Source organism: Dyella kyungheensis (assembly GCF_016905005.1).
Taxonomy (GTDB): domain Bacteria; phylum Pseudomonadota; class Gammaproteobacteria; order Xanthomonadales; family Rhodanobacteraceae; genus Dyella; species Dyella kyungheensis.
The window spans coordinates 645,801-668,784 of record NZ_JADIKC010000003.1; the positions used below are offsets into that span (position 1 = coordinate 645,801).

Consider the following 22,984-nt stretch of genomic DNA (forward strand, 5'->3'; position numbering starts at 1 on the left):
GCGCGACAACCTGGCGGAGCGGAACCGCCGTGGCGGAATGGTCGCGCACAAGTGCGCTCCCACAAAGGATGCGCTAAGTCGCGTCTACGGGCGGCAGCTGCAGCGCGCTCACTGCTTCCTGCGCGAGCGGGATCAAGCCTTCGCCACCGTCAGCAAGGTAGCTCTTCAGCTGCCGCCGCATGACCGGATCCCAGAATCGCGTCAGGTGATCGCGCACACTCGCCACCGCCGCCGCGTGATCGGGCTCGACGGTGAAATAGGTGGCGATGTCGTTCGCCATGGTGATCAGTCGTTCGATTCTCATGAGTGCTCGCGTGACTCGGCGGCCAGCAGGCGGCCGGGGTGCGTGTAGACGTTGTGGCTGCCGGGTCGGGCAAAGCCGACCAGGGTGATGCCTGCGCTGCGCGCCAGTTCGATGGCCAGTGCGGTGGGCGCGGAAATGGCGGCCAGCAGGGCGATGCCGGCGCTGGCGGCCTTGGTGACCATTTCGTAGCTGGCGCGGCTGGTGACCAGGGCGAAGCCGGTGTTGACGTCGATGCCGGCGCGATGGATCGCGCCGATGAGTTTATCCAGCGCGTTATGGCGGCCCACGTCTTCGCGGACGAGGAGAATGCGTCCCGCCGTATCGGCCCATGCGGCCGCGTGCACGGCACCGGTGGCCAGGTTCATCGGCTGGCGTTCCTTCAGCTCCCGCAGCGCGGCCTCGAGTGCGTCGCGCGAAATCGCCACGCCTTCGCCCACCGCACCGTCGTGGCGCACGGCGTTTTCCAGTTCCCGCGTGCCGCAGATGCCGCAGCCGCTGCGGCCGGGCAGCAGGCGCTGGCGTTCCTGGTCCAGATGGGCGCCGGGTGCGTTGTCGGTGACGCGCATCGACAGTTCGATGCCTTCGATCAGCGCATGCGTTTCCAGCTGCAGCAACTGTGACGGGTCGCCGATCAGCCGCTCGGTCAGCGAGAAACCCAGCGCGAAATCGTCCAGGTCGTGCGGCGAGGCCATCATCACCGCGAAGGTGGCGCCGTTGTAGACCATCGCCACCGGCACTTCCTCGGCAATGCAATCGTCCTCGTGCGAGGAGGCGCCGTTTCGCCAGCGGTCCACCGCACGCACGGCGTAGCCGCGGGAGGTTTCTTCCTGTTCGACGCTGCTCAAGCAGGCTTCGCCGACTGTTCCAGCAGCGCCTCCTGCGCTTCGCTGAACGCGCGATAGCGCTTCTGCCATTCGGATGGCTGGCTTACGCGCGTCACCTGCACGGCGGTCACCTTGTACTCGGGGCAGTTGGTGGCCCAGTCCGAATTCTCGGTGGTGATGACGTTGGCGCCCGAACCGGGAAAGTGGAACGTGGTGTAGACCACGCCCGGTTGCATGCGTTCGGAGACGACGGCGCGCAGCACGGTTTCGCCGGCGCGACTGACGATGCCGACCCAGTCGTCATCGGTGATGCCGCGTTCTTCGGCATCGTGCGGATGGATTTCCAGCCGGTCTTCGTCGTGCCACATCACGTTGGCCGTGCGGCGCGTCTGCGCACCCACGTTGTACTGGCTGAGGATGCGGCCGGTGGTGAGGATCAGCGGGTGCTCGGCGCTCACCTTCTCGGTGGTCGCCACGTACTCGGTCAGCATGAAGCGGCCCTTGCCGCGCACGAACTCGTCGACATGCATCACCGGCGTGCCATCGGGATGCTCGTCGTTGCACGGCCATTGCACGGAACCGAGCGCTTCGATCTTCTCGAAGCTCACGCCGTGGAAGGTGGGCGTCAACCGTGCAATTTCATCGAGGATCTGCGAGGCGTGCGTGTAGTGCATGGGATAGCCCATGGCATTGGCCAGCAGTTGGGTGATCTCCCAGTCGGCGTAGCCACCCTGGGGTTCCATCACCTTGCGCACCAGCGACATGCGCCGCTCGGCGTTGGTGAAGGTGCCGTCCTTTTCCAGGAACGAACTGCCCGGCAGGAAGACGTGGGCGAACTTCGCCGTCTCGTTGAGGAACAGGTCCTGCACCACGATGCATTCCATCGAAGTCAGCGCGGCGGTCACGTGCTGGGTATCGGGATCGGACTGCGCAATGTCCTCGCCCTCGATGTACAGGCCCTTGAAGCTGCCATCGAGCGCAGCCTCGAACATATTGGGAATGCGCAGGCCGGGCTCGCTCAACAGCGGTACGCCCCAGGCCTGCTCGAAGGACTGGCGCACGGCGGCATCGCCGACATGGCGATAGCCGGGGAACTCGTGCGGGAACGAGCCCATGTCGCAGGAGCCCTGCACGTTGTTCTGGCCGCGCAGCGGATTCACGCCGACGCCTTCGCGGCCGATATTGCCGGTGGCCATGGCGAGATTGGCAATCGCCATCACCGAGGTGGAGCCTTGCGCGTGTTCGGTGACGCCCAGGCCGTAATAGATGGCGCCGTTGCCGCCGGTGGCATAGAGGCGGGCAGCGCCGCGCACCAGTTCGGCCGGCACGCCGGTGACGCTTTCCATCGCTTCGGGGCTGTATTTTTCCTGCGCTACGAAAGTGCGCCACTTGGCGAATGCTTCGGGTTCGCAGCGACGCGCCACGAAGTCCTCGTCGACCAGGCCTTCGGTGACGATCACATGGGCCAGCGTGTCGAGCACCGCCACGTTCGTGCCAGGACGCAGGCGCAGGTGGTAGTCGGCCTTGATGTGCGGCGTGCGCACCAGGTCGATGCGGCGCGGGTCGATCACGATGAGCTTGGCACCCGCGCGCAGGCGCTGCTTCATCTGCGAGCCGAAGACCGGGTGCGCGTCGGTGGGGTTGGCACCGATCACCAGCACCACGTCGGTGGCGCGGATGGAATCGAAGTCCTGGGTGCCGGCCGATTCACCCAGGGTGGCCTTGAGGCCGTAGCCGGTGGGCGAATGGCAGACGCGGGCGCAGGTATCCACGTTGTTGTTGCCGAAGCCGGCGCGTACGAGCTTCTGCACGAGGTAGGTTTCCTCGTTCGTGCAACGCGACGAGGTGATGCCGCCGATGGCGTGCTTGCCGTACGTCCCCTGCAGGCGCTTGAACTCGCTGGCGACGTGGCCGATCGCTTCTTCCCAGCTCACCACGCGCCATGGATCGGAGATCTTGGCGCGGATCATGGGCGTGGTAATGCGATCCGGGTGCGTGGCGTAGCCGATCGCGAAGCGGCCCTTCACGCAGGAGTGGCCATGGTTCGCATGGCCGTCCTTGTTCGGCACCATGCGCACGATTTCCTGGCCTTTCATCTCGGCGCGGAAGCTGCAGCCCACGCCGCAATAGGCGCAGGTGGTGACCACGCTGTGCTCGGCCTGGCCTTTGTCGATCAGCGACTTCTCGGAGAGCGTGGCGGTGGGGCAGGCCTGTACGCAGGCGCCGCACGATACGCATTCGGAATCGAGGAAGCGGTTGTCCTGGCTGGCCGCCACTTTGGATTCGAAACCACGGCCTTGGATGGTCAGCGCAAACGTACCCTGCACCTCGTCGCAGGCGCGCACGCAGCGTGAGCAGGCGATGCACTTGGAAGGATCGAAGGTGAAGTAGGGATTGGATTCGTCCTTCGGTGAGAACAGCGGATTGGGCACTGTTTGACGAGTGCGGCCATGGATGGCCGCTTCTTGATCGTCGCGCGCAGGGATGCGCGCATAAACATGATTGGCGCCGTCGTAGCCGTAGCGCACATCGCGCAGGCCCACCACGCCGGCCATGTCCTGCAACTCGCAGTGCCCGTTGGCGGGGCACGTGAGGCAGTCCAGCGGGTGATCGGAGATATACAGCTCCATCACGCCGCGGCGGATCTCGGCGAGCTTGGGCGTCTGCGTGGCCACCTTCATGCCTTCGCTGACCGGGGTGGTGCACGAGGCGGGGTAGCCTTTGCGTCCGTCGATCTCGACCAGGCACAGGCGGCATGAACCGAACGCGTCGAGCATCTCGGTGGCGCACAGTTTGGGAATGCTGATGCCAGCCTGCGCGGCAGCGCGCATGACCGAGGTGCCTTCGGGCACTTCGATGCGCCGGCCGTCGATGTCCAGCGACACCATCGTTTGCGATAGCGATTTAGGAGTGCCGAGATCGATTTCGACGATGGACAGCATAAGGTAACTCCCAGGAACCTAATTCAACGTTTGCCCGAGCATTCATTTCCCTCACCGTCATTCCGGCGCAGGCGGGAATCCAGGAGCGGCACGGATCGATGGTCGCGACAGAGCAGGTCGTGCTCTTTCGCGATAACCGCACACTCCCGCCACTGGATTCCGGCCTGCGCCGGAATGACGGTGAGGAATGCGGCGGCGTTTACGCGAGGCATGGCACGGGCTCTCAGTTCACCGGCTCAGCCGAGCCCGCGAAATCTTCGTGGAAATGATCCAACGCGCTGAGCACGGGGAAGGGCGCCATGCCGCCGAGGGCGCACAGCGAGCCGGCCACCATGGTCTGGCAGAGGTCGCGCAGCAGCACTTCGTCGCGTTGGCGTCCGGCGTTGTCGCTGGCCAGCAGGCGGTCGATCACTTCCACGCCGCGGGTGGAACCGATGCGGCACGGCGTGCATTTGCCGCACGATTCGATCGCGCAGAACTCCATCGCGTAGCGCGCCTGCGCCGCCATGTTCACGGTGTCGTCGAACACCACCACGCCGCCGTGGCCAAGCATGCCGCCAATGGCGGCGAAGCCTTCGTAGTCGATCGGTGCGTCGAGTTGCGAGGCCGGAATATAGGCACCCAACGGACCGCCCACCTGCACGGCGCGTACCGGGCGCCCGCTGGCCGTGCCGCCGCCATAGCCTTCGATCAGTTCGCGCAGGCTCAGCCCGAAGGCACGTTCAATCAGTCCAGGCCGCTTGAGGTTGCCGGCGAGCTGGATCGGCAAGGTGCCCCGCGAGCGGCCGCTGCCGTAGTCGCGATAGAACGCCGCGCCCTGGTCCAGAATGATCGGAACCGATGCAAAGGTGACCACGTTGTTGATCACCGTGGGCTTGCCGAACAGGCCGTGGATGGCCGGCAGCGGCGGCTTCACGCGAACCTGTCCGCGCTTGCCCTCCAGCGATTCCAGCATCGAGGTTTCTTCGCCGCAGATGTACGCGCCGCCGCCAAGCCGCACTTCCAGGTGGAAGGCCTTGCCGCTGCCGCGCACATCGTCGCCGAGGTAGCCGTTCGCTTCGGCGATGGCGATGGCGGCGTTCAGGGCACGATGTGCATGCGGGTATTCGACGCGGAGGTAGATATAGCCGCGCGTCGCGCCCACGGCGATGCCGGCGATGGTCATGCCTTCGATCAGCACGAACGGATCGCCTTCCATGATCATGCGGTCGGCGTAGGTGCCCGAATCGCCTTCGTCAGCGTTGCAGGCCACGTACTTCTGCACGGCCTTGGCGTCGAGGCAGGTCTTCCACTTGATGCCGGTGGGGAAGGCGGCGCCGCCGCGGCCGCGCAGGCCCGAATCGGTCACGGTCTGCACGATTTCCGCATCGCTCATGCGCAAGGCCGCATCGAGTCCGCGATAGCCGCCATGCGCGAGGTAGTCGTCAAGGCTGCGCGGATCGACGATGCCGACGCGCGCGAAGGTGAGGCGTTGCTGGTTCTTCAGATACGCGATGTCTTCGGTGGGGCCGAGCGAGAGTGCGTGGGCACCGCCGTGCAGGAAATCCGCGTCGAAGAGTGCGGTTACGTCGTCGGGTTGTACCGGGCCGTAGGCGACTCGCCCTGCCGGCGTAACCACTTCGACCAGTGGCTCCAGCCAGAACATGCCGCGAGAACCGTTGCGGACAATGGCGATGTCAAGGCCGCGCCGCTCCGCCTGCTCGGCGATGGCCACGGCCACAGCTTCGGCACCCAACGAGAGGGCACTCGCATCGCGCGGCACATACACAGTGAAACTCATGAAGCCTCCGCAGCGAGCCATGCGTCGAACCGCTCAGGCGTGACCCGGCCCTTCAACTCGCCATCCACCATCATGGCCGGCGAACACGCGCAGTTGCCCAGGCAGTAGACCGGCTCCAGCGTGTATTCGCCGTCCTTGGTCGTCTCGTGAAAGTCTACGCCCAGCCGCTGTTTGACGTGTTTTTCCAGCGTGACGGCGCCCATCGCCTGGCACGACTCGGCGCGGCACAGATGAATCACGTGCCTGCCCGCCGGCTGCTGCCGGAAGTAGTGATAGAAGCTGATCACGCCATGCACATCGGCCCGCGAGAGATTCATCTCGCGGGCGATGAGGGGCACGGCGGCCTCAGGGACATATCCCAGCGCATCCTGAATGCCGTGAAGCACCGGGAGCAGGGCGCCCGGAAGATCCTTCAGGCGCCCGGTGACGTCCAGTACCACGAGCCGCACGGACTCGGGAATATCGGGTAGCGATGAGCCAGTAGCCGCGCGTTTCATGTTTCCACCATCGTCAGAACAAGGCCGCGGCCTTGGTGATCGCTATCCATACGCCGATCAGGAAGGGTATGCCAACCAGTGCCCAGGCCACGAGGCCCAGCCCACCGAAACCGCCACGCGCTGCGTCCTGTGCGCTCGCCGAGGTGAACGCGGATTCGCGCTGCAGCGACTTTTCGTGCGCCAGCTCGGCGTCGGTCATCAAGGCGCTTTCCTTCACCGGCTTGATCAGCAGGTTGCAGATCATGCCCACCAGCAGCAGGACCGCAAGGATATACAGCGTGCGATCGTAGACGAGGTTCTTGGCCACGCCCGCATCCAACTGCGCCTGCCGCACTGCGGCGATCAGGAACGGTCCAGCGATGCCCGCCACCGACCACGCCGTGAGCAGGCGGCCATGAATCGCGCCCACCATCTGCGTGCCGAAGATATCCGACAGATACGCCGGCACCGTGGCGAAGCCGCCGCCGTACATCGACAGGATCACGCACACGGCGATCACGAACGCACCGGCCATGCCCATGTGTCCCAGCGTGGGCAGCGTGCAATACAGCACGATGCCCAGGGCGAAGAAGATGAAGTAGGTGGTCTTGCGGCCGATGAAGTCCGAGGTCGAGGCCCAGGCAATGCGTCCCAGGCTGTTGAACAGGCTGATCAGGCCGACCAGTCCCGCCGCCGACGCTGCAATGGCGGCCTTCTGCGCGGTGCTCAATACCGTGCTCGCATCCAGGCCGAGCAGCTTGCCGCCGAACACATCCTGGAACATCGGGCTGGCCATCGACAGCACGCCGATGCCGGCCGTGACGTTCATGCACAAGACCATCCAGATCAGCCAGAACTGGGGCGTCTTCCAGGCGCGGTTGAGGTGCACATGGCGATGGGTGATCAATTTGTTGGTCGAGCCTTCGGGCGGAGTCCAGCCCAGCGGGCGCCAGCCCGACGGCGGCACGCGGAAGCCGAACGCGCCGGCCATCATGGCGGCCAGGTAGATCACGCCCATGCAGATCAACGCGGACGACACGCCCGGCACGTCGCCATGCGAGAACTTCTTCATCAGCGCCACGGCCAGGGGCGCACCGATCATCGCGCCGCCGCCGTAGCCCATGATGGCGAAGCCGGTGGCGAGGCCGCGCCGGTCGGGGAACCATTTGATCAAGGTCGATACGGGTGTGATGTAACCCAGGCCTTGCCCTATGCCGCCGAGCACGCCTGCGCCCAGGTACACCAGCCATAGTTGATGCATCGATACGCCGATGCCGCCCACGACCAGGCCGCCGCCCCAGCACAGCGCCGCGATGAAGCCGGCCTTGCGCGGGCCGGCATGTTCCAGCCACGCCCCCCAGATCGCCGCCGAAATGCCGAGCATGGCGATGAAGGTTTCAAAGATGTGGTTGACCGAGGGCACCGTCCAGTTGCAGGCGGTGGTGAACAGCTGGGCCAGGAAACCCAGCTTGGCGCAGGTCGCCGGATCGGCTTCCGTGACCAGCTTGGTCATTGGCAGCCAGAACACCGAAAAGCCATAGGCCATGCCGATGCTGAGATGGATGGCCAATGCGGCCGGCGGTACCAGCCAGCGATTGAATCGCGGCCCGGCGATGGTGCTTTCTCTGGACAGCACGGAGGCGTTCCCTCCGTCCCCCGTCAGTACATCGGTTTCAGATACACCCACCATGAGCATCTCCCCCGGTTATGGCCCGGCCCCCCGGCCGAGCATCTGCGCGATGTGTAGAGCCCCTCGGTCGGACGCGCCACCCGACGATGGTCGAACACGGTTCTTTAAACCTGCACTATGCCAAGGTGGAACCCACCTTGTTGCTGCGGCGCAACGGATTGTGACAATCAGCGCGCAAGCAACGCTTGCAATGTCACCGTGCTCACACCGAGCATGTGATGACATGACTCCTACGCGCGATAGGCCAGGCCGAGCTTCAGCATGATTGGTTACGATGACGCCCTGTTTGCGCTACTCCAACAGGCCCGACGGCTGGACGCGGTTTCCTGCGCCACCGCCGATGCCCTGGGCAAGGTGCTCGCCGCCGATGTGGTGAGTCCAATGGACCTGCCGTCGTTCGATCACTCCGCGATGGACGGCTACGCGTTGCACGCCGGACAGACGCTGGCGGAGGGTACGGAGCACGCCGTGCACGGATCGCAGGCGGCGGGCGATGCTTCGTGCAACTCCCAAGGCATGGCTTGGGAAATCATGACGGGGGCGCGGTTGCCCGAGGGACTCGACAGCGTCGTCCCGGTCGAGCGCACCGAGCTGCTAGCGCGGCAGGACGATGGTTCACCGGCGCGCATCCGGCTGCTCGACACGCTGAACCCGAAGGCGAACGTACGCTATGCCGGCAGCGATGTGGCCAAGGCTGCGGTGGCGATCCAGGCCGGCACAAGCGTCGAAGCCAACCACGTGATGCTGCTGGCTGCGCTTGGCGTGGCGCAGGTGCAGGTGGTTCGCCCGCCGCGCGTCGCCGTCATCTGCACCGGCAAGGAGTTGCAGGCCGATCTGGCGCAGCCGCTGGCGGACGGCCAGATCTACGGTTCCAACGGCCCGTACCTTGCCGCTGCATTCGCCGCGATGGGCGCACAGGTGTGTTGCTGCGAGACGGTCGACGACACCAGCGCTACCTTCGTGGCTGCCGTGCAGCGTGCACGCGAGGCCGCCGCCGATCTCATCGTCAGCACCGGTGCGGTGTCGATGGGACGCTACGATTTCGTGCCTGATGCGCTGTTGGAACTTGGCGCACAGGTGTTGTTCCACAAGGTCGCCATCCGTCCGGGCAAGCCGCAGCTGGCGGCCATGCTGGGCGATGCGATGGTGTTTGCCTTGCCGGGCACGCCGATGGCGGTCGCCGTGGGGCTGCGCTTCTTCGTTGCCCCGGTGTTGCGAGCCATGCGCGGGCAGGTGCCCGAGCGGACATGGCAGGCGGTGCTCGATGCGCCGCAGCAGGCGAAAGGCGGCTTGCTGCATTTTCTGTGCGCAACGGTGATGCCGGGCAGCGACGGCCGTCTGCACGCCCACGTGCTGGCTCAGCAGCAACCGTTTCGCATCCAGCCGTTTGCGCAGGCGAACGCATGGGTGCTGCTGTCGGGCGACGTGCCGGGCGACGCCCGGGTAGAGGTCGTCGGCCTGCAGCCGGAGACCCTGGTGTTCGGGCAAAACCATCCAGCGGGAGCGCGATAGATGAAACTGCAGATCGAAAACCAGAGCCTTCGCGTGCGAGTCAACGAAGACGAATTGGCCCAGCTGCTGACCGAGCGGCCCTTGCAGGCGAGCACGCGCTTCACCCGCGACATGACGCTTTCCTGCACGCTCAGGGCAGTGCCGGGTGCGGCCGCGCGTTTTGGCGGACAGCCCGATGCATGGACGATCGATCTGCCGCTGGACGACGTGCGCGCGCACGCTGCCCGGCTGCCCACGCGCGAAGGCCTGCTGTTCGAACTGGAAAGCGGCGAGGGCGAGCCGCTGGAATTGCGCTTCGATGTGGACGTGCGTGACAGCGTGCGCCATCGTCGCGCTTGAGACACAAAGGTTGGGCTACGCTCGGCCGCCCCATGAACGGCACGACAGGAGTGACACGATGATGCGTCGGCTATGGCAGGGCTTGCTGCTGGTGAGTTCGGTGTTCGCCTCCGTCGCGCCGGCGGCGCCGGTCGATGCGCACATCACGGTGGCGGCGGCGGCGGATCTGCATCAGGCGCTGGACGAAGTGGTGGCGGCGTATCGCCACGACCATCCCGCCAGCCGCATCGACGTCACCTATGGCTCCTCCGGCAACCTGCTGACGCAGATCGAACAGGGCGCGCCGTTCGAGATCTTTTTCTCGGCCGACAGCAGTTATCCGCAGCAACTGGTGGAGCATGGCAAGGCCAGTGGAACACCCGTGCCTTATGCGCTGGGCCACCTGGTGATGTGGAGCGCGAGCATCGACATGAAGGGCGTGCAGGTGGCCGATCTGGCGCAGGCGAAGTTCGGTCGCATCGCCATCGCCAACCCGCAGCATGCCCCCTACGGCAAGCGCGCCGAACAGGCGCTGCGCGCGGCCGGCATCTGGGACCAGGTGCAATCGCGGCTGGTGTTTGGCGACAACATCGCGCAGACCGCGCAGTTCGCGCAGAGCGGCAACGCGCAGGTCGGCCTGGTGGCCGAATCGCTGGTGTTGGGTTCGCCCGCGAAGGGGAGTTTTGCGTCGGTGCCGCCGTCGCTGTACGAGCCGCTCAAGCAGAGCTTCGTGATCACCCAGCGCGGCGCCGGCAATGCGCTGGCGCAAGACTTTGCGCGTTACGTGCAGAGCGCGCCGGCCAAGGCGATCCTCTCGCGCTACGGCTTCGAGCTGCCGGCGGACGCCGCGCACTGAGCGCCACCATGGCCCTGCTGACGGAAGCGGACATCGAAGCGCTGGGCCTGACGCTGCGATTGGCGGCCACGGTGACGCTGCTGTTGCTGCTGCTGGGCCTGCCGTTGGCCTGGTGGCTGGCGCATACACGTTCGCCCTGGCGGCGCCCCATCGCTGCCGTGGTGGCGTTACCTTTGGTGCTGCCGCCCACCGTGCTGGGTTTCTATCTGCTGATGTTGCTCGGTCCTGACGGCGTGGTGGGGCGCGCGTTGGCCGCGCTGGGGCTGGCGGCGCTGCCATTTACCTTCAAGGGCTTGGTGGTGGCGTCGATGCTCTATTCGCTGCCGTTCGTGGTGCAGCCGCTGCACAACGCGTTCGATGCGGTGGGAAACCGCCCGCTGGAAGTGGCGGCCACCTTGCGTGCCGGCCCGCTGGATCGATTCTTCAGCGTGGCCTTGCCGCTGGCCTGGCCGGGCGTGGTCACGGCCGCGGTGCTCGGTTTTGCGCACACCGTGGGCGAGTTCGGCGTGGTGCTGATGATCGGCGGCAATATTCCCGGACAGACACGCGTGCTTTCGATGCGCATCTACGATCATGTGCAGGCCGGCGAATACCACCAGGCGAATGTGCTTTCGCTGTGCCTGCTGGCGGTCTCCTTCGCGGCATTGCTCGCCATGTCGCTGCTGCGTACCCGCAGGTCGGCGCGTGACTGAGCCGCACGCCGGCACCTCGCACGGCCTGGCTGCCAAGCTCGCCTGGCGCCGTGGCGCGCTCGCCTTCGATATCGATCTGACGCTGCCGCCCAAGGGCGTCACCGCCTTGTTCGGACCGTCCGGCGCCGGCAAGAGCAGTTGCCTGCGCGCACTCGCCGGCATCGAGCGCGACGCCATCGGGCGGGTGAGCTTTGGGCAGACCGCATGGCAGGACAGTGCGCATCGCCTGTTCGTGCCGCCGCATCGGCGCCGCATCGGTTACGTGTTCCAGGAGCCCAGCCTGTTCACCCATCGCAGCGTGGCCGGCAATCTCGATTTCGGCTATCGCCGCGCGGGGCGACCGTCCCATCTGGATCGCGACGGCCTGATCGACCGCTTCGGCGTGCGGCCGCTGCTGCAGCGTCGCGTCGACGCGCTGTCCGGCGGCGAACGGCAGCGGGTGGCGATGGTGCGGGCGTTGCTGTCCGATCCCGCCTTGCTGATGTTAGACGAACCGCTGTCCGCGCTCGACGGTGCCGCGCGCGCCGACCTGCTCGAATGCCTGGAATCCCTGCACGGCACGCTGCAGGTACCGATGATCTATGTGAGCCACAACGTGGACGAGGTGGCCCGGCTGGCCGACCATCTGGTCTTGCTGGAAGCGGGCCATGTGGTGGCCCAGGGCGCGCTGCAGGACACGCTGGCGCGACTGGACCTGCCGCCTGCCTTGGGCGAAGCCCTGGGCGCGGTGATCGAGGGCCGGGTGGTGAGTTACGACGCCCACGACCAGCTGATCGAACTCGATTTCCCGGGCGGTCGCCTGTGGCTGCCTTATCGCCACGAAAGCGTGGGGCAGGGACTGCGATGCCGTATCGGCGCCCGCGACGTGGTGCTGACCAGGCTGCCCCAGACAGGCACCAGCGCGCTCAATCAACTGCCTTGCCGGATCATCGCCGTGGCCGATGCGGACCATCCTGCGCAGGTCCTGGTGCAGCTCGATGCGGGCGGCTGCGTGCTGCTGGCACGGATTACCCGCCGCTCATGGCACGCGCTGGGGCTGGCTCCCGGCAGCGAGGCGTGGGCGCAGGTAAAAGCCGTTGCACTGGGGGTTTGAATGAGGCGCTATGCTCGACCCATGCGGTCGCCACTCTTTGCATGATCAGACCATGAGCGAATTGACCAGCGTCAGCCAGGCCGAAGCCCTGATCGCCGAACATATGCCTCCGTTTGGCAGCGAGCTTGTGCCCCTGGATGAGGCCGTCGGAAGAATATTGCGCCAAGCGGTGCGCGCCGAACACGATCATCCGCCGTTCGACCGGGTGATGATGGACGGCATCGCCACACGCTGGTCCCAGGGCATGCCGCGCCGCCTGGCCGTAGCGGGCGCGCAGATGGCCGGCATGCCCAGACAGTCGCTTCCCTCCGGCGACGCCTGCCTGGAAGTCACCACCGGCGCGATGCTGCCCGCCGGCTGCGATTGCGTGATTCCGATCGAGCAACTGCGGCGCGACGGCGGCGACTACCTGCTGTCCGACGAATGCCAACCTCAGGCCGGCCAGTTCATCCATCGGCAGGCCACCGATTGCGCGCAGGGAAGCCTGCTGCTGTCGCCCGGCATGCGCCTGGGGCCGGCGGAAATGGCCTTGCTGGCGGCCAATGGCGTGGCGAAGGTGGAGGTTGCGGTGATGCCGTCGATCGCCATCGTCTCCACCGGCGACGAACTGGTGAACGTGGACGCGCCGTTGGGCGAAGGACAGATTCGCCGCTCCAACGACACCGCCGTGCGAGCGATGCTGCGCCTGGAAGGTTTTGCGCGAGTGGCGATGGAACATATCGTCGACGATGAAGCGGCCACGCGCGAACGCATCGCCGAGCTGCTGGATCGCCACGACGTGTTGTTGCTCTCCGGCGGCGTGTCGATGGGACAGCGCGACTATGTACCCGCGGCGCTGGCGGCGCAGGGCGTGCGCAAGGTGTTCCATCGCATTGCGCAGAAGCCCGGCAAGCCGATGTGGTTCGGCATCGGGCCACGCGGGCAGGCGGTGTTTGCGTTGCCCGGCAATCCGGTCTCGGCGCTGGTCTGCGCCACCCGCTATGCGCGGCCCGCATTGCTGGCGGCGCAGGGCATACCCGTATCTGCACCGGAACACGTGGTGCTGGACAGTGAGGTCGATATCAATCCGACGCTGGTGAGTTTCGTGCCGGCCCGCGTGCAGACGGATGCGTCAGGGCGGTCGATGGCCTATCCGGTGCCTTCCAGGACCTCGGGGGACTTCTCGTCGCTGCCGCGCACGCATGGTTTCATCGAGTTGCCGTCGGGCCAGGGCAAGGCGCCTGCCGGCACCGTCGCAACGTTTTATCGGTGGTGAGATGAGCGCGATCGACAGTCTCAACGAACGCACCGCACTGCCGGTCGACCAGCTCGGCCGGCCGTTGCACGACCTGCGCATCTCGGTCATGGATCGCTGCAATTTCCGCTGCCCGTATTGCATGCCCGAATCGACCTATGGCGAGCACTTCACCTTCCTGCGCAACGACGAGCGCCTGAGCTTCGACGAGATGGAGCGTTTATGCCGGCTGGCCGCCACCCTGGGCGTCAGCAAGTTGCGCCTCACCGGCGGCGAGCCCTTGCTGCGTCCGCACCTGACCGATCTGGTGGCACGCCTGCGGCGGCTGGAGGGCATCAACGATCTGGCGCTGACCACCAACGGCGTGCTGCTGGCGCGACATGCGAGCGAGTTGCGCGATGCCGGCCTCGATCGCGTCACCGTCAGTCTCGATACGCTCGATCCCGCGCTGTTCCATCGCATGAGCGGCAACCGCGGTGCGCTGGACGATGTGCTGGCCGGCATCGAAGCCGCACAGGCAGCCGGTTTCCCGCATGGCGTGAAACTCAATACGGTGGTGCAGCGGGGCGTGAACGAACACACGGTGATCGATCTGGTCGAGCGGTTCCGCGGCAGCGGGGTCGTGGTGCGCTTCATCGAGTACATGGACGTGGGCAACCGCAACGACTGGCGCCCGGCCGCGGTGGTGCCATCCGCCGAACTGGTGGAGCGGATCCACGCGCAGTGGCCGATGCGGGCGCTGCCGCCGAAATATGCCGGCGAAGTGGCGACGCGTTACCGCTTCGAGGACGGTGCCGGGGAAATCGGCATGATCTCGTCCATCAGCCAGCCGTTCTGCGGGGGCTGCTCGCGGGCGCGGCTTTCCTCCGAAGGCATGCTGTACACCTGCCTGTTCGCCACGCGCGGCACCGACCTGCGCCATTCGCTGCGCGACGGCACCAGTGACCAGGCCTTGACCGAGCTGCTGCGCGACGTGTGGCTGCGCCGCCGCGACCGCTACAGCGAAGAGCGGGCCGAACACCATGGCAAGGCGCCTCGCAAGATCGAGATGCATTACATCGGTGGCTGAGGGCAGGGAACAACACGATTTCTTCATCCTTGCCGTCGCGACTCGACCGATAATCCAGCCACGTCCCCGGAGTTTGCCGTGACCGCGATACCCACCCAGCTTTCCCACGTCGGCGACGACCAGCAGCCGCGCATGGTCGACGTCGGCGCCAAGGCGATCACCCATCGCACCGCGCAGGCGCGGGCACGCGTGACGTTTCCGGCCGAGGTCGCGCAGCGCCTGCATGAGGCCGGCTACGTGACGCCCAAGGGCGCCGTGCTCACGGTGGCGCAGATCGCCGGCGTGATGGGCGCCAAGGCGACGCCGCAACTGATCCCGTTGTGCCATCCGCTGAGCATCGACAAGTGCGACGTGCGCATCCGCATCGAAGGCGTGGACGCGTTGATCGACTGCACCGTGTCGTGCAGCGGCCGTACCGGCGTGGAAATGGAAGCGCTCACCGGTGCCAGCATCGCCGCGCTGACCATTTACGACATGTGCAAGGCGATGTCGCACGACATCGTCATTGCCGACCTGAGACTTATTTCCAAGACCGGCGGCAAGCACGACGTCGGCAGTACGGAGACAGCATGAGCAATACACCGGCTCCGCTTTACGGCCTGTTGTTGAGCGGCGGCGCGAGTCAGCGCATGCGCCAGGATAAGGCCGCGCTCGCCTATCGCGGCGAACCGCAGTTGCTGCGCGCATGGCGCCTGCTCGAAGCGCTGACCGAGCGCGCCTTCGTCTCGGTGCGCGACAGCCAGCGCGAGGATGCCCTGCGCGCCGGCCTGCCGCAGATCGTGGACAGCTACGACGCCATCGGACCCGCCGCGGGCATCCTGTCCGCACAGGATCGCCATCCCGATGCCGCCTGGCTGGTGCTGGCCTGCGACCTGCCGCTGTTGGACCACGACACGCTGCGTCGCCTGATCGATGCACGCGATCCCCTGGTCGATGCCACCGTCTTCGCCAGCAGCCACGACGGCCTGCCCGAACCGCTGTGCGCGATCTGGGAGCCGCGCAGCCACGCGCTGCTGCGGCAGCGCTACGAGGACGGCAGCTACTGCCCGCGCAAGGCGCTGATTCAATCGAGCATCGTCTTGCTGCCCGCGCCGGGCGATGCGCTGGACAACGTCAACACGCCCGAGGAACGGCAAGCCATGCAACAACGTCTGGAGTCCCTGGCATGACGGTGGTGAATCTCCAGTACTACGCGCAACTGCGCGAGCAGGCCGGCACCAGCAGCGAGCAGTTCACCACGGGGGCCAGCTCGCTGCGCGATCTGTACGAGGAACTGCGTGTGGCGCGAGGTTTTTCGCTGGCGGCCGATGCGTTGAAGGTGGCGGTGAACGCCCAGTTCAGCGCGTGGGATCGCCCGCTGCGCGACGGCGACACCATTGTTTTCATTCCACCGGTGGCAGGCGGATGAGCCGGTTCGAACTTTCCGGCGCGGCCGTCGATACCACCGGCCAGCGCGACCGGCTTCGCCATCCGGCGAGCGGCGGTTACTGCGCGTTCGAAGGCTGGGTACGCAACAGCAACGAAGGGCGCGAGGTCGACGGGCTGTCGTATGAAGCCTATGCCGAACTTGCCATCGCCGAAGGCGAGCGCATCGTCGCCGAGGCGATCGAACGCTACGGCGTCACCGACGCACGCTGCGTGCATCGCACCTGCGACCTGAAGATCGGCGACATGGCGGTATGGGTCGGTGCTTCGGCGCCGCACCGCGACGAAGCGTTCCGCGCCTGCCGCTACATCATCGACGAGATCAAGCACCGGCTGCCGATCTGGAAGAAGGAGCACTACGTCACCGGCGAATCGGACTGGGTGGCGTGCACCCATGTGTATCGCGAACACGAGCACGAGGATCATCACGCCCATCACCAGCATGCGCAGACCCAGCCTTTCGTGCCCGACTACTCGCGCCAGACGCGTCTGCGCGACGTGGGCGAAGCAGGACAGGCGAAGCTGGCGGCGTCGCGCGTGCTGGTGATCGGTGCGGGCGGACTCGGTTGCCCGGTGATCAGCTATCTCGCCGGCGCCGGCATCGGCACGCTGGGCATCGTCGATGGCGACCGCCTGGATGCCAGCAACCTGCATAGGCAGACCATGTACAACGCGAGCGACATCGGCCAGTACAAGGCCGAGCTGGCCTCGCGTCGCGTGGCCGCACTCAACCCCACGGTGAACGTGCGGATCTGGAAGGAGCTACTGACTGCTGCCAACGCGGTCGAGGTGTTCGGCCAGTTCGATCTGGTGGTGGAATGCACGGACGACATGCGCAGCCGCTATCTGAGCAGCGACGCCGCCGTCGTCAGCGGGACGCCGCTGATCCTCGCCAGCATCTATCAGTACGAAGGGCAGCTGCAGTTTGTAGCGGCGCAGCCGGGTACGCCGTGCATGCGTTGCCTGTGGCCGCAGGAGCCGGCACCGGAAGCGGTGGGCAGCTGCACGCTGTCGGGCGTGCTGGGTCCGGTGCCCGGCGTGCTCGGTGCCATGCAGGCCACCGAGGCGCTGAAATATCTGCTGGGTTTGCCGCAGCCGAATGCGGGCGCGCTGTCGCTGGTGAACCTGATCGATCTCAGCATCCAGCATTTGCCGATCGATGCGGCGAACGGCTGCGTCGCGCACGGCGGCTGCGTCGCGGTGGCGCGTCGAGCGCTGGCCCGGGCGGTCGACGAGGAAGCCATCGACCTGGCGTTCGATCGACTGGACGATGCCGTCGCCGCGGGCTTCCGCCTGGTCGATGTGCGCAATGCCGAGGAGTGGGCGAGCGATCCCATGCCGGTGGTTGCCGCACTGCAGGTGCCTTCCGCGCAAGTGATGGAGCGAGCCGGCGAATTCGCCGACGGTCGCTATCTGCTGGTCTGTGCCAGCGGCCGGCGCAGCGGTCATGCCGCGCGTCTGTTGCGCGACGAAAGCATGCAGAACGTGTATTCGCTGGCCGGCGGACTCAACGCGCTGCGCGTGGCCGGATGAGCGCGCGCGGCGCACAAGCGTAAACGCCGGAAACGAAAAAGCCCGCATCGCTGCGGGCTTCGTCTACAATTGGTGCCCAGGAGAGGACTCGAACCTCCACGGTTTTACCCGCTAGTACCTGAAACTAGTGCGTCTACCAATTCCGCCACCTGGGCAGGTGTCACGTGAGCTTTTTGGGCTGCGTGAGCCGCGTAGATTAGGCATGTGTCGGTGGGTTGTCAACTATCCTTTCACGGATATTTTTATCGGACCGCGTCTCCTCCGGTTCGCAAGCCCCATAAAACAACTAAAAAGGCATAGGAAGTGACCAGAAAAAAAGAACCGCGCGACAGCAAGCAGGACGGCAAACGGGGCTCCAAGGCGCCGGGTAGCGGCAGTGGCCGCGTTCGCCGTTCGGCCGTCGATCCGGCCAGGCCGCGCGAAGGCGTCGTGGGCGATCCGCACGCGGAGCGGGAGGCGCAGCGCTACGAGCGACCCATCCCCAGCCGCGAGGCGATCCTCGCGCTGCTCGAACAACGCGGCGAACTGCTGACCGAGGCGCGCATCGCCGAAGCGCTGTCGCTGTTCGACGAACAGGAACTCAACGCCCTGCGCAAACGCCTGGGTGCGATGGTGCGCGATGGCCAGCTGCTGCTGGGACGTCGCGGCGGCTATGCGCCGGCCAACAAGCTGGACCTGATTCAAGGCGTGGTGCTCGCCAACGCGGAAGGCTACGGCTTCCTGCGTCCCGATGGCGGCGGCGACGATCTCTATCTCTCGCCCCAGCAGATGCGCACCGTGCTGCATGGCGACCGGGTACTGGCCAGCGTGGTCGGCATCGACCGCCGCGGTCGCAAGCAGGGCGCCATCGTCGAAGTATTGCAGCGCCGTTCGCCGCGACTGGTGGGCCGCGTGGTGATCGAAAACGGCGTCACCCTGGTGGCGCCCGACGACCGCCGCGTGCACCAGGACGTGATGATCGTGCCCGGCCAGGACATGGGCGCCCGTTCCGGGCAAATCGTGGTGGCCGAGATCACCGACCCGCCGACGCCGCATCGCGGCCCGATGGGCGCCATCCGCGCCGTGCTGGGCGAGCGCCTGCAGCCGTCGCTGCTGGTCGAGATGGCGATCGCCAGCCACGACCTGCCACACGACTGGCCCGACGCGGTGATTCGCGATGCCGCCCAGGTCGAGCCGCAGGTGACGGCGGCCGAACGCGAGGGCAGGGTGGATCTGCGCTCGACGCCGCTGGTTACCATCGACGGCGCCGACGCGCGCGACTTCGACGATGCCGTATTCGCCGAGCCCAAGCGTGGCGGCGGCTATCGCCTGGTGGTCGCCATTGCCGACGTGTCGCATTACGTGAAGGTGGGCTCGGCGCTCGACAAGGAAGCCTACGAGCGCAGCACCTCGACCTATTTCCCCGGCTTCGTGGTGCCGATGCTGCCGGAGACGTTGTCCAACGGCATCTGTTCGTTGAACCCCAAGGTCGAACGCCTGTGCATGGTGTGCGACATGGTCATCAACGAGGAAGGCGAGGTCGTCCGCTCGAAGTTCTACAACGCGGTGATGCGTTCGCATGCGCGCCTCACCTATGACCGCGTGTGGCAGGCGATCGGCCTCAACGATGCCGATGCTCGCCACGAATTGGCCGACGTGATGCCGCAGATCGAACATCTGCACGGCCTCTACAAACTGATGGCGGCGCAGCGCAAACGCCGTGGTGCGATCGACTTCGAAACGCCGGAGGTGAAGTTCCGCCTCGACCAGCGCGGCGAAGTGGAAACCATGGGCGCCACCGAGCGCAACGACGCGCACAAGCTGATCGAGGAATGCATGATCGCCGCCAACGTGCAGGCGGCCCTGTTCCTCGAAAAGAAGAAGATCCCCGCGTTATTCCGTGCGCACGAGCCACCGCCGGCCGAGAAGTACGAAGACCTGCAGCAGTTCCTGCGCGAGTTCAAGCTGCGCATGCCGCCGGTCGAAGACGTAACGCCGGGCGACTACGCCGACATCCTGCGCCTGGTGCATGACCGTCCCGAGCGCGAGCTGATCCAGTCCGTGCTGCTGCGGTCGCAGAGCATGGCGGCCTATCAGCCGGACAACCGCGGCCACTTTGGTCTAGCGCTGGAAGCGTACGCACACTTCACTTCGCCGATCCGCCGTTATCCCGATTTGCTGGTGCACCGTGCGATCCGCTACGCGATCTCGGGCGGCAAGCCCACCGCGTACAACTACAGCCCCAGCGAAATGGCCGCCATGGCCGTGCATTGCTCGCAGCGCGAGCGTCGCGCGGAAGAAGCCGAGCGCGACGTGGACGAGCGTTTCAAGTGCGCCTGGATGTCCAAGCACGTGGGCAGCGAATTCGCGGGCACGGTCACCGGCGTGACCTCGTTCGGCTTGTTCGTCGAACTGGACGAGTCGAAGGTGTCGGGTCTGGTGCATATCAGCCAGCTCTCCAACGACTACTACCACTTCGATCCGGTGCGCCACCTGTTGAAGGGCGAGCGCAGCGGTGCGCAGTTCCGCCTCGGCGATCACGTGCGGGTGCAGGTGCTGCGCGCGAGCTTGGAAGACCGCAAGATCGACTTCCGCCTGGTGGCGCCGCGCAAGGAAGGCGCTGCACCGCCGACCGGCGAGCGCCGCTACAACTATGCCGCCGCCGGGGACCGCTACTCGTTGCCCAAGGGCGGCAAGGGGACAGCACGGCCTGCCACACGCGATAATGACGGACCCAAGCCATCGCGCGCGCCCGTTCCGGTCGAAGCGCCCGTGGCCGGGAAGAAACCGGCCGGCGGCAAGAGCATGCTGGCCAAGGCCAAATCGGCCGCCAAGGGCAAGTTCAATGCGGCCAAGGCTGCAGCATCCAAGGCGGTCTCCAAGGCCCGAGGGGCCGGCAAGAGCAAAGGCAAAAAATGAGTGATAGCTGGATCGTCGGGATCAACCCGGTCGAAGGTGCGCTGAGCAACGACGCCACGCGCGTGCGCGAAGTGCTGGTGGAGCAGGGCCAGCGCAATGCGCGCGTGCAGGAGCTGGCGACGCGCGCCAAGGCCCTGAACATTCCCGTGCACCACCGGTCGCGCGAGGAACTCGATCGCGTCTCGGGCGAAGCGCGCCACCAGGGCGTGGTGGCGCGTTACGAAGCGCCGCCGATGGGTTCCGAGAACGATATCGAACGATTGCTGGCGGAGGCCGGGCAGAACGCGCTGGTGCTGGTGCTCGATGGCGTCACCGATCCGCACAACCTCGGTGCCTGCCTGCGTAGCGCGGCGGCGGCGGGCGCGACTATGGTGATCGTGCCGAAGGATCGCGCGGTGGGTCTCACCCCGGTGGTGCGGCGTGCGTCGGCTGGCGGTGCCGATCGCGTGCCGCTGATTGCCGCGACCAATCTGGCCCGTGCACTGCGCACCCTGAAGGATGCCGGCGTGTGGATCACCGGCCTGGCCGGCGATACGCAGACCTCGGTCTACACCATCGACATGCGCGGCCCGGTTGCGCTGGTGCTGGGCAGCGAAGGCGAGGGCATGCGCCGCCTGACCCGCGAGACCTGCGATTTCGTGGCGCAGATCCCGATGCCGGGCGTGATGGAAAGCTTGAACGTGTCCGTGGCGACGGGCGTGGTGTTGTTCGAGGCCTTGCGGCAAAGGAGTGAAAAGCGATGACCTTCCTGTGGCACGACTGGGCCGGTTATATCGGCGTGGTGCTGGTGCTGTTGGCTTTCCTGCTGTTGCAGGCCCGCAAGCTGCACGGCAACGGGCTGCTGTATCAGCTGATGAATGTGCTGGGCGCGCTGGGCGTGGCGTTGTCGCTGGTGTTCGGCGTGGCGATGAACTGGCCGGCGTTCCTGATGCAGGTGGCGTGGATCGTCATCGGCCTGTTCGGCATCGTGCACTCGGCGCGTGCGCGTCGCGAAGCACGCGAACTGGGCGACAAGTTCACCTCGTGACGTGAGGTTCATGCGCGGCCCGTAGAATGCATGGACCGGTCCTGCAATGGGGCCGGTCTGCGGGGACGGCCCCGCACGCAAGTGTCTTCGGCAGGGACGGCCCTGCTCTCATCCAGAGGAGCGCGTCATGCCCTGGATTTATCTGATGCTCGCCGGATTGCTCGAAGTGGTCTGGGCGATTGGATTGAAATACACCGAAGGTTTTACGCGCCCGTTGCCCAGCGTGATCACGGCATCGGCCATGGTTGCCAGCATCGTATTGCTGGGCATGGCGGTGAAGACGCTGCCGATCGGCACGGCTTACGCCATCTGGACCGGCATCGGTGCGGTCGGCGCGGTGATCCTCGGCATCGTGCTGTTCGGCGATTCGGCCTCGCCGTTGCGGCTGGCCTGCGTGGGGCTCGTGGTGCTGGGCATGGTGGGGCTGAAGCTCACCGGCGGCGCGCACTGAGTAATCAAAATGTTGTAGGAGCGCACCCTGTGCGCGACCGGCACGGAGCGGAACACCGCAACGGGACGGTCGCGCACAGGGTGCGCTCCTACAGATGTCGCTTTACTCGGGCTTGTTGCCCAGCTTGGTCAGTTCCGGATTCGAGGTGAAGTCGCGCTTGGCACGCTGCGCCGTCAGCGGCTCGCCATTGACCTGATACCAGATGCTTTCAGCGATGTTGGTGGCGTGGTCGCCGATGCGCTCGATGTTCTTCGCCATGAACAGCAGGTGCGTGCAGGGCGTGATGTTGCGCGGGTCTTCCATCATGTAGGTGAGCAGCTGGCGGAAGTAGCCGGTATAGGCTTCGTCCAGCTCCGCATCGTCCTTCCACACCTGATAGGCGCGTTCGGCATCGCGGTCACGATAGGCCATTAGCACGTCGCGCACTTCCTGCGCGGCCAGTTCGGCCAGGTAGCCCAGGCCGCTGGTCGGTGCGATGGGAGCGACCATCGACAGCGGGATGGAGCGCTTGGCCACGTTGGCGGCGTAGTCGCCGATGCGCTCGATGTCGGCCGCGATGCGCAGCGCCGCGAACACATTGCGCAGGTCGCCGGCAATGGGCGCGCGCAGCGCGAGCAGGCGTACCACGTCGTGGCTGATTTCCTGTTCGAGCAGGTCGATGGCGTCGTCGTTGTTGACCACGTGCTGCGCAGCGCGCTCGTCACGGCGGTCGATCACGTCGATGGCTGCTTCCAGCTGGCTCACCGCAAGCTCGCCCATGCGGACGATTTCGCCGGTGAGGCGGGTCAGCTCGTCGTCGTAGCTCTTGATGATGTGTTCTTTGCTGCTGCCGCTCATGGGGAGTCCCTATCAATGGAGGG

Annotated in this window: 22 protein-coding genes and 1 tRNA gene; 15 read left to right on the top strand and 8 right to left on the bottom strand. The window is 66.1% G+C overall.

All coding sequences use genetic code 11. From position 1 onward, the window contains the following. Positions 1 to 73 precede the first annotated feature (73 nt). The 6 genes from ISP20_RS07580 to ISP20_RS07605 form a co-directional block, all read right to left on the bottom strand. Complete coding sequence (locus ISP20_RS07580; RefSeq protein ID WP_204635444.1) at positions 74 to 304, bottom strand: formate dehydrogenase subunit delta; 231 nt, start codon at positions 302 to 304, stop codon at positions 74 to 76. Continuing rightward, positions 301 to 1,149, bottom strand: a complete 849-nt coding sequence (fdhD, locus tag ISP20_RS07585) for a formate dehydrogenase accessory sulfurtransferase FdhD (RefSeq protein WP_239535425.1) — start codon at positions 1,147 to 1,149, stop codon at positions 301 to 303. The genes ISP20_RS07580 and fdhD overlap by 4 nt, the downstream gene beginning before the upstream one ends. Beyond that, positions 1,146 to 4,070 (bottom strand): formate dehydrogenase subunit alpha, encoded by a 2,925-nt coding sequence (gene fdhF / locus ISP20_RS07590; protein WP_204635446.1) that lies wholly within the window; start codon positions 4,068 to 4,070, stop codon positions 1,146 to 1,148. The genes fdhD and fdhF overlap by 4 nt, the downstream gene beginning before the upstream one ends. A gap of 223 nt (positions 4,071 to 4,293) precedes the next feature. Then, complete coding sequence (locus ISP20_RS07595) at positions 4,294 to 5,850, bottom strand: formate dehydrogenase beta subunit (protein WP_204635447.1); 1,557 nt, start codon at positions 5,848 to 5,850, stop codon at positions 4,294 to 4,296. After that, entirely contained in the window at positions 5,847 to 6,347 is a 501-nt protein-coding gene (locus tag ISP20_RS07600; protein ID WP_204635448.1) for a formate dehydrogenase subunit gamma, read from the bottom strand. The genes ISP20_RS07595 and ISP20_RS07600 overlap by 4 nt, the downstream gene beginning before the upstream one ends. Before the next feature lie 13 nt (positions 6,348 to 6,360). Next, a complete protein-coding gene (locus tag ISP20_RS07605; protein WP_204635449.1) occupies positions 6,361 to 8,016 on the bottom strand; it encodes an OFA family MFS transporter in 1,656 nt (551 codons plus the stop codon). Positions 8,017 to 8,277: 261 nt separating this feature from the next. Here ISP20_RS07605 and ISP20_RS07610 point away from each other — a divergent pair, with 261 nt between their 5' ends. From ISP20_RS07610 to ISP20_RS07660, 11 genes are all read left to right on the top strand, one after another. After that, positions 8,278 to 9,528 carry a molybdopterin molybdotransferase MoeA gene (locus ISP20_RS07610; protein ID WP_204635450.1) on the top strand — a complete coding sequence of 417 codons (1,251 nt, stop codon included), beginning with the start codon at positions 8,278 to 8,280 and terminating at the stop codon, positions 9,526 to 9,528. Next, on the top strand, positions 9,529 to 9,867 hold the full coding sequence (locus tag ISP20_RS07615; protein ID WP_204635451.1) for a DUF7009 family protein: 339 nt from the start codon (positions 9,529 to 9,531) through the stop codon (positions 9,865 to 9,867). A gap of 58 nt (positions 9,868 to 9,925) precedes the next feature. Then, on the top strand, positions 9,926 to 10,702 hold the full coding sequence (modA, locus tag ISP20_RS07620; RefSeq protein WP_204635452.1) for a molybdate ABC transporter substrate-binding protein: 777 nt from the start codon (positions 9,926 to 9,928) through the stop codon (positions 10,700 to 10,702). A gap of 8 nt (positions 10,703 to 10,710) precedes the next feature. After that, positions 10,711 to 11,394 carry a molybdate ABC transporter permease subunit gene (gene modB / locus ISP20_RS07625; protein ID WP_204635453.1) on the top strand — a complete coding sequence of 228 codons (684 nt, stop codon included), beginning with the start codon at positions 10,711 to 10,713 and terminating at the stop codon, positions 11,392 to 11,394. Beyond that, positions 11,387 to 12,487 (top strand): molybdenum ABC transporter ATP-binding protein, encoded by a 1,101-nt coding sequence (gene modC / locus ISP20_RS07630; protein ID WP_204635454.1) that lies wholly within the window; start codon positions 11,387 to 11,389, stop codon positions 12,485 to 12,487. Before modB ends, modC begins: the two co-directional genes overlap by 8 nt. A gap of 52 nt (positions 12,488 to 12,539) precedes the next feature. Then, the gene (locus ISP20_RS07635; RefSeq protein WP_204635455.1) at positions 12,540 to 13,742 is read left to right on the top strand and encodes a molybdopterin molybdotransferase MoeA; all 1,203 of its coding nucleotides are present in this window, start codon (positions 12,540 to 12,542) and stop codon (positions 13,740 to 13,742) included. A 1-nt stretch (position 13,743) separates the two neighbouring features. Beyond that, positions 13,744 to 14,790, top strand: coding sequence for a GTP 3',8-cyclase MoaA (gene moaA / locus ISP20_RS07640; protein WP_204635456.1), 1,047 nt, complete (start codon positions 13,744 to 13,746; stop codon positions 14,788 to 14,790). An 87-nt stretch (positions 14,791 to 14,877) separates the two neighbouring features. Continuing rightward, positions 14,878 to 15,363 (top strand): cyclic pyranopterin monophosphate synthase MoaC, encoded by a 486-nt coding sequence (gene moaC, locus ISP20_RS07645; protein WP_204635909.1) that lies wholly within the window; start codon positions 14,878 to 14,880, stop codon positions 15,361 to 15,363. After that, on the top strand, positions 15,360 to 15,959 hold the full coding sequence (locus tag ISP20_RS07650) for an NTP transferase domain-containing protein (RefSeq protein WP_204635457.1): 600 nt from the start codon (positions 15,360 to 15,362) through the stop codon (positions 15,957 to 15,959). Before moaC ends, ISP20_RS07650 begins: the two co-directional genes overlap by 4 nt. Continuing rightward, positions 15,956 to 16,198: a MoaD/ThiS family protein gene (locus ISP20_RS07655; RefSeq protein WP_204635458.1), complete on the top strand. Its 243-nt coding sequence runs from the start codon at positions 15,956 to 15,958 to the stop codon at positions 16,196 to 16,198. Before ISP20_RS07650 ends, ISP20_RS07655 begins: the two co-directional genes overlap by 4 nt. Beyond that, complete coding sequence (locus ISP20_RS07660; RefSeq protein WP_204635459.1) at positions 16,195 to 17,748, top strand: ThiF family adenylyltransferase; 1,554 nt, start codon at positions 16,195 to 16,197, stop codon at positions 17,746 to 17,748. Before ISP20_RS07655 ends, ISP20_RS07660 begins: the two co-directional genes overlap by 4 nt. Positions 17,749 to 17,818: 70 nt before the next feature. On the opposite strand, the gene ISP20_RS07665 is transcribed toward ISP20_RS07660, so the two are convergent. Then, positions 17,819 to 17,903: transfer RNA gene (locus tag ISP20_RS07665), tRNA-Leu, on the bottom strand. 148 nt (positions 17,904 to 18,051) lie between these two features. On the opposite strand from ISP20_RS07665, the gene rnr reads away from it, so the two are divergent. The 4 genes from rnr (at position 18,052) to sugE (ending at position 22,124) form a co-directional block, all read left to right on the top strand. Continuing rightward, complete coding sequence (gene rnr / locus ISP20_RS07670; protein ID WP_425490791.1) at positions 18,052 to 20,646, top strand: ribonuclease R; 2,595 nt, start codon at positions 18,052 to 18,054, stop codon at positions 20,644 to 20,646. Then, positions 20,643 to 21,389, top strand: coding sequence for a 23S rRNA (guanosine(2251)-2'-O)-methyltransferase RlmB (rlmB, locus tag ISP20_RS07675; RefSeq protein WP_204635460.1), 747 nt, complete (start codon positions 20,643 to 20,645; stop codon positions 21,387 to 21,389). The genes rnr and rlmB overlap by 4 nt, the downstream gene beginning before the upstream one ends. Beyond that, on the top strand, positions 21,386 to 21,673 hold the full coding sequence (locus tag ISP20_RS07680) for a CBU_0592 family membrane protein (RefSeq protein ID WP_204635461.1): 288 nt from the start codon (positions 21,386 to 21,388) through the stop codon (positions 21,671 to 21,673). The genes rlmB and ISP20_RS07680 overlap by 4 nt, the downstream gene beginning before the upstream one ends. A 127-nt stretch (positions 21,674 to 21,800) precedes the next feature. Beyond that, on the top strand, positions 21,801 to 22,124 hold the full coding sequence (gene sugE, locus ISP20_RS07685; protein WP_204635462.1) for a quaternary ammonium compound efflux SMR transporter SugE: 324 nt from the start codon (positions 21,801 to 21,803) through the stop codon (positions 22,122 to 22,124). A gap of 102 nt (positions 22,125 to 22,226) precedes the next feature. On the opposite strand, the gene phoU is transcribed toward sugE, so the two are convergent. Continuing rightward, positions 22,227 to 22,961, bottom strand: coding sequence for a phosphate signaling complex protein PhoU (phoU, locus tag ISP20_RS07690; RefSeq protein WP_204635463.1), 735 nt, complete (start codon positions 22,959 to 22,961; stop codon positions 22,227 to 22,229). Between the last annotated feature and the right edge of the window lie 23 nt (positions 22,962 to 22,984).

Bases quoted from the DNA above. Each gene is read 5' to 3' on its own strand.
- modB (WP_204635453.1), top strand. From the start codon at position 10,711: ATGGCCCTGCTGACGGAAGCGGACATCGAAGCGCTGGGCCTGACGCTG.
- ISP20_RS07650 (WP_204635457.1), top strand. From the start codon at position 15,360: ATGAGCAATACACCGGCTCCGCTTTACGGCCTGTTGTTGAGCGGCGGC.
- ISP20_RS07600 (WP_204635448.1), bottom strand. From the start codon at position 6,347: ATGAAACGCGCGGCTACTGGCTCATCGCTACCCGATATTCCCGAGTCC.
- ISP20_RS07610 (WP_204635450.1), top strand. From the start codon at position 8,278: ATGATTGGTTACGATGACGCCCTGTTTGCGCTACTCCAACAGGCCCGA.
- ISP20_RS07635 (WP_204635455.1), top strand. From the start codon at position 12,540: ATGAGCGAATTGACCAGCGTCAGCCAGGCCGAAGCCCTGATCGCCGAA.
- ISP20_RS07580 (WP_204635444.1), bottom strand. From the start codon at position 304: ATGAGAATCGAACGACTGATCACCATGGCGAACGACATCGCCACCTAT.
- rlmB (WP_204635460.1), top strand. From the start codon at position 20,643: ATGAGTGATAGCTGGATCGTCGGGATCAACCCGGTCGAAGGTGCGCTG.
- ISP20_RS07615 (WP_204635451.1), top strand. From the start codon at position 9,529: ATGAAACTGCAGATCGAAAACCAGAGCCTTCGCGTGCGAGTCAACGAA.
- ISP20_RS07595 (WP_204635447.1), bottom strand. From the start codon at position 5,850: ATGAGTTTCACTGTGTATGTGCCGCGCGATGCGAGTGCCCTCTCGTTG.
- ISP20_RS07605 (WP_204635449.1), bottom strand. From the start codon at position 8,016: ATGGTGGGTGTATCTGAAACCGATGTACTGACGGGGGACGGAGGGAAC.
- phoU (WP_204635463.1), bottom strand. From the start codon at position 22,961: ATGAGCGGCAGCAGCAAAGAACACATCATCAAGAGCTACGACGACGAG.
- moaA (WP_204635456.1), top strand. From the start codon at position 13,744: ATGAGCGCGATCGACAGTCTCAACGAACGCACCGCACTGCCGGTCGAC.
- fdhF (WP_204635446.1), bottom strand. From the start codon at position 4,070: ATGCTGTCCATCGTCGAAATCGATCTCGGCACTCCTAAATCGCTATCG.
- sugE (WP_204635462.1), top strand. From the start codon at position 21,801: ATGCCCTGGATTTATCTGATGCTCGCCGGATTGCTCGAAGTGGTCTGG.
- ISP20_RS07655 (WP_204635458.1), top strand. From the start codon at position 15,956: ATGACGGTGGTGAATCTCCAGTACTACGCGCAACTGCGCGAGCAGGCC.
- modA (WP_204635452.1), top strand. From the start codon at position 9,926: ATGATGCGTCGGCTATGGCAGGGCTTGCTGCTGGTGAGTTCGGTGTTC.
- ISP20_RS07660 (WP_204635459.1), top strand. From the start codon at position 16,195: ATGAGCCGGTTCGAACTTTCCGGCGCGGCCGTCGATACCACCGGCCAG.
- ISP20_RS07680 (WP_204635461.1), top strand. From the start codon at position 21,386: ATGACCTTCCTGTGGCACGACTGGGCCGGTTATATCGGCGTGGTGCTG.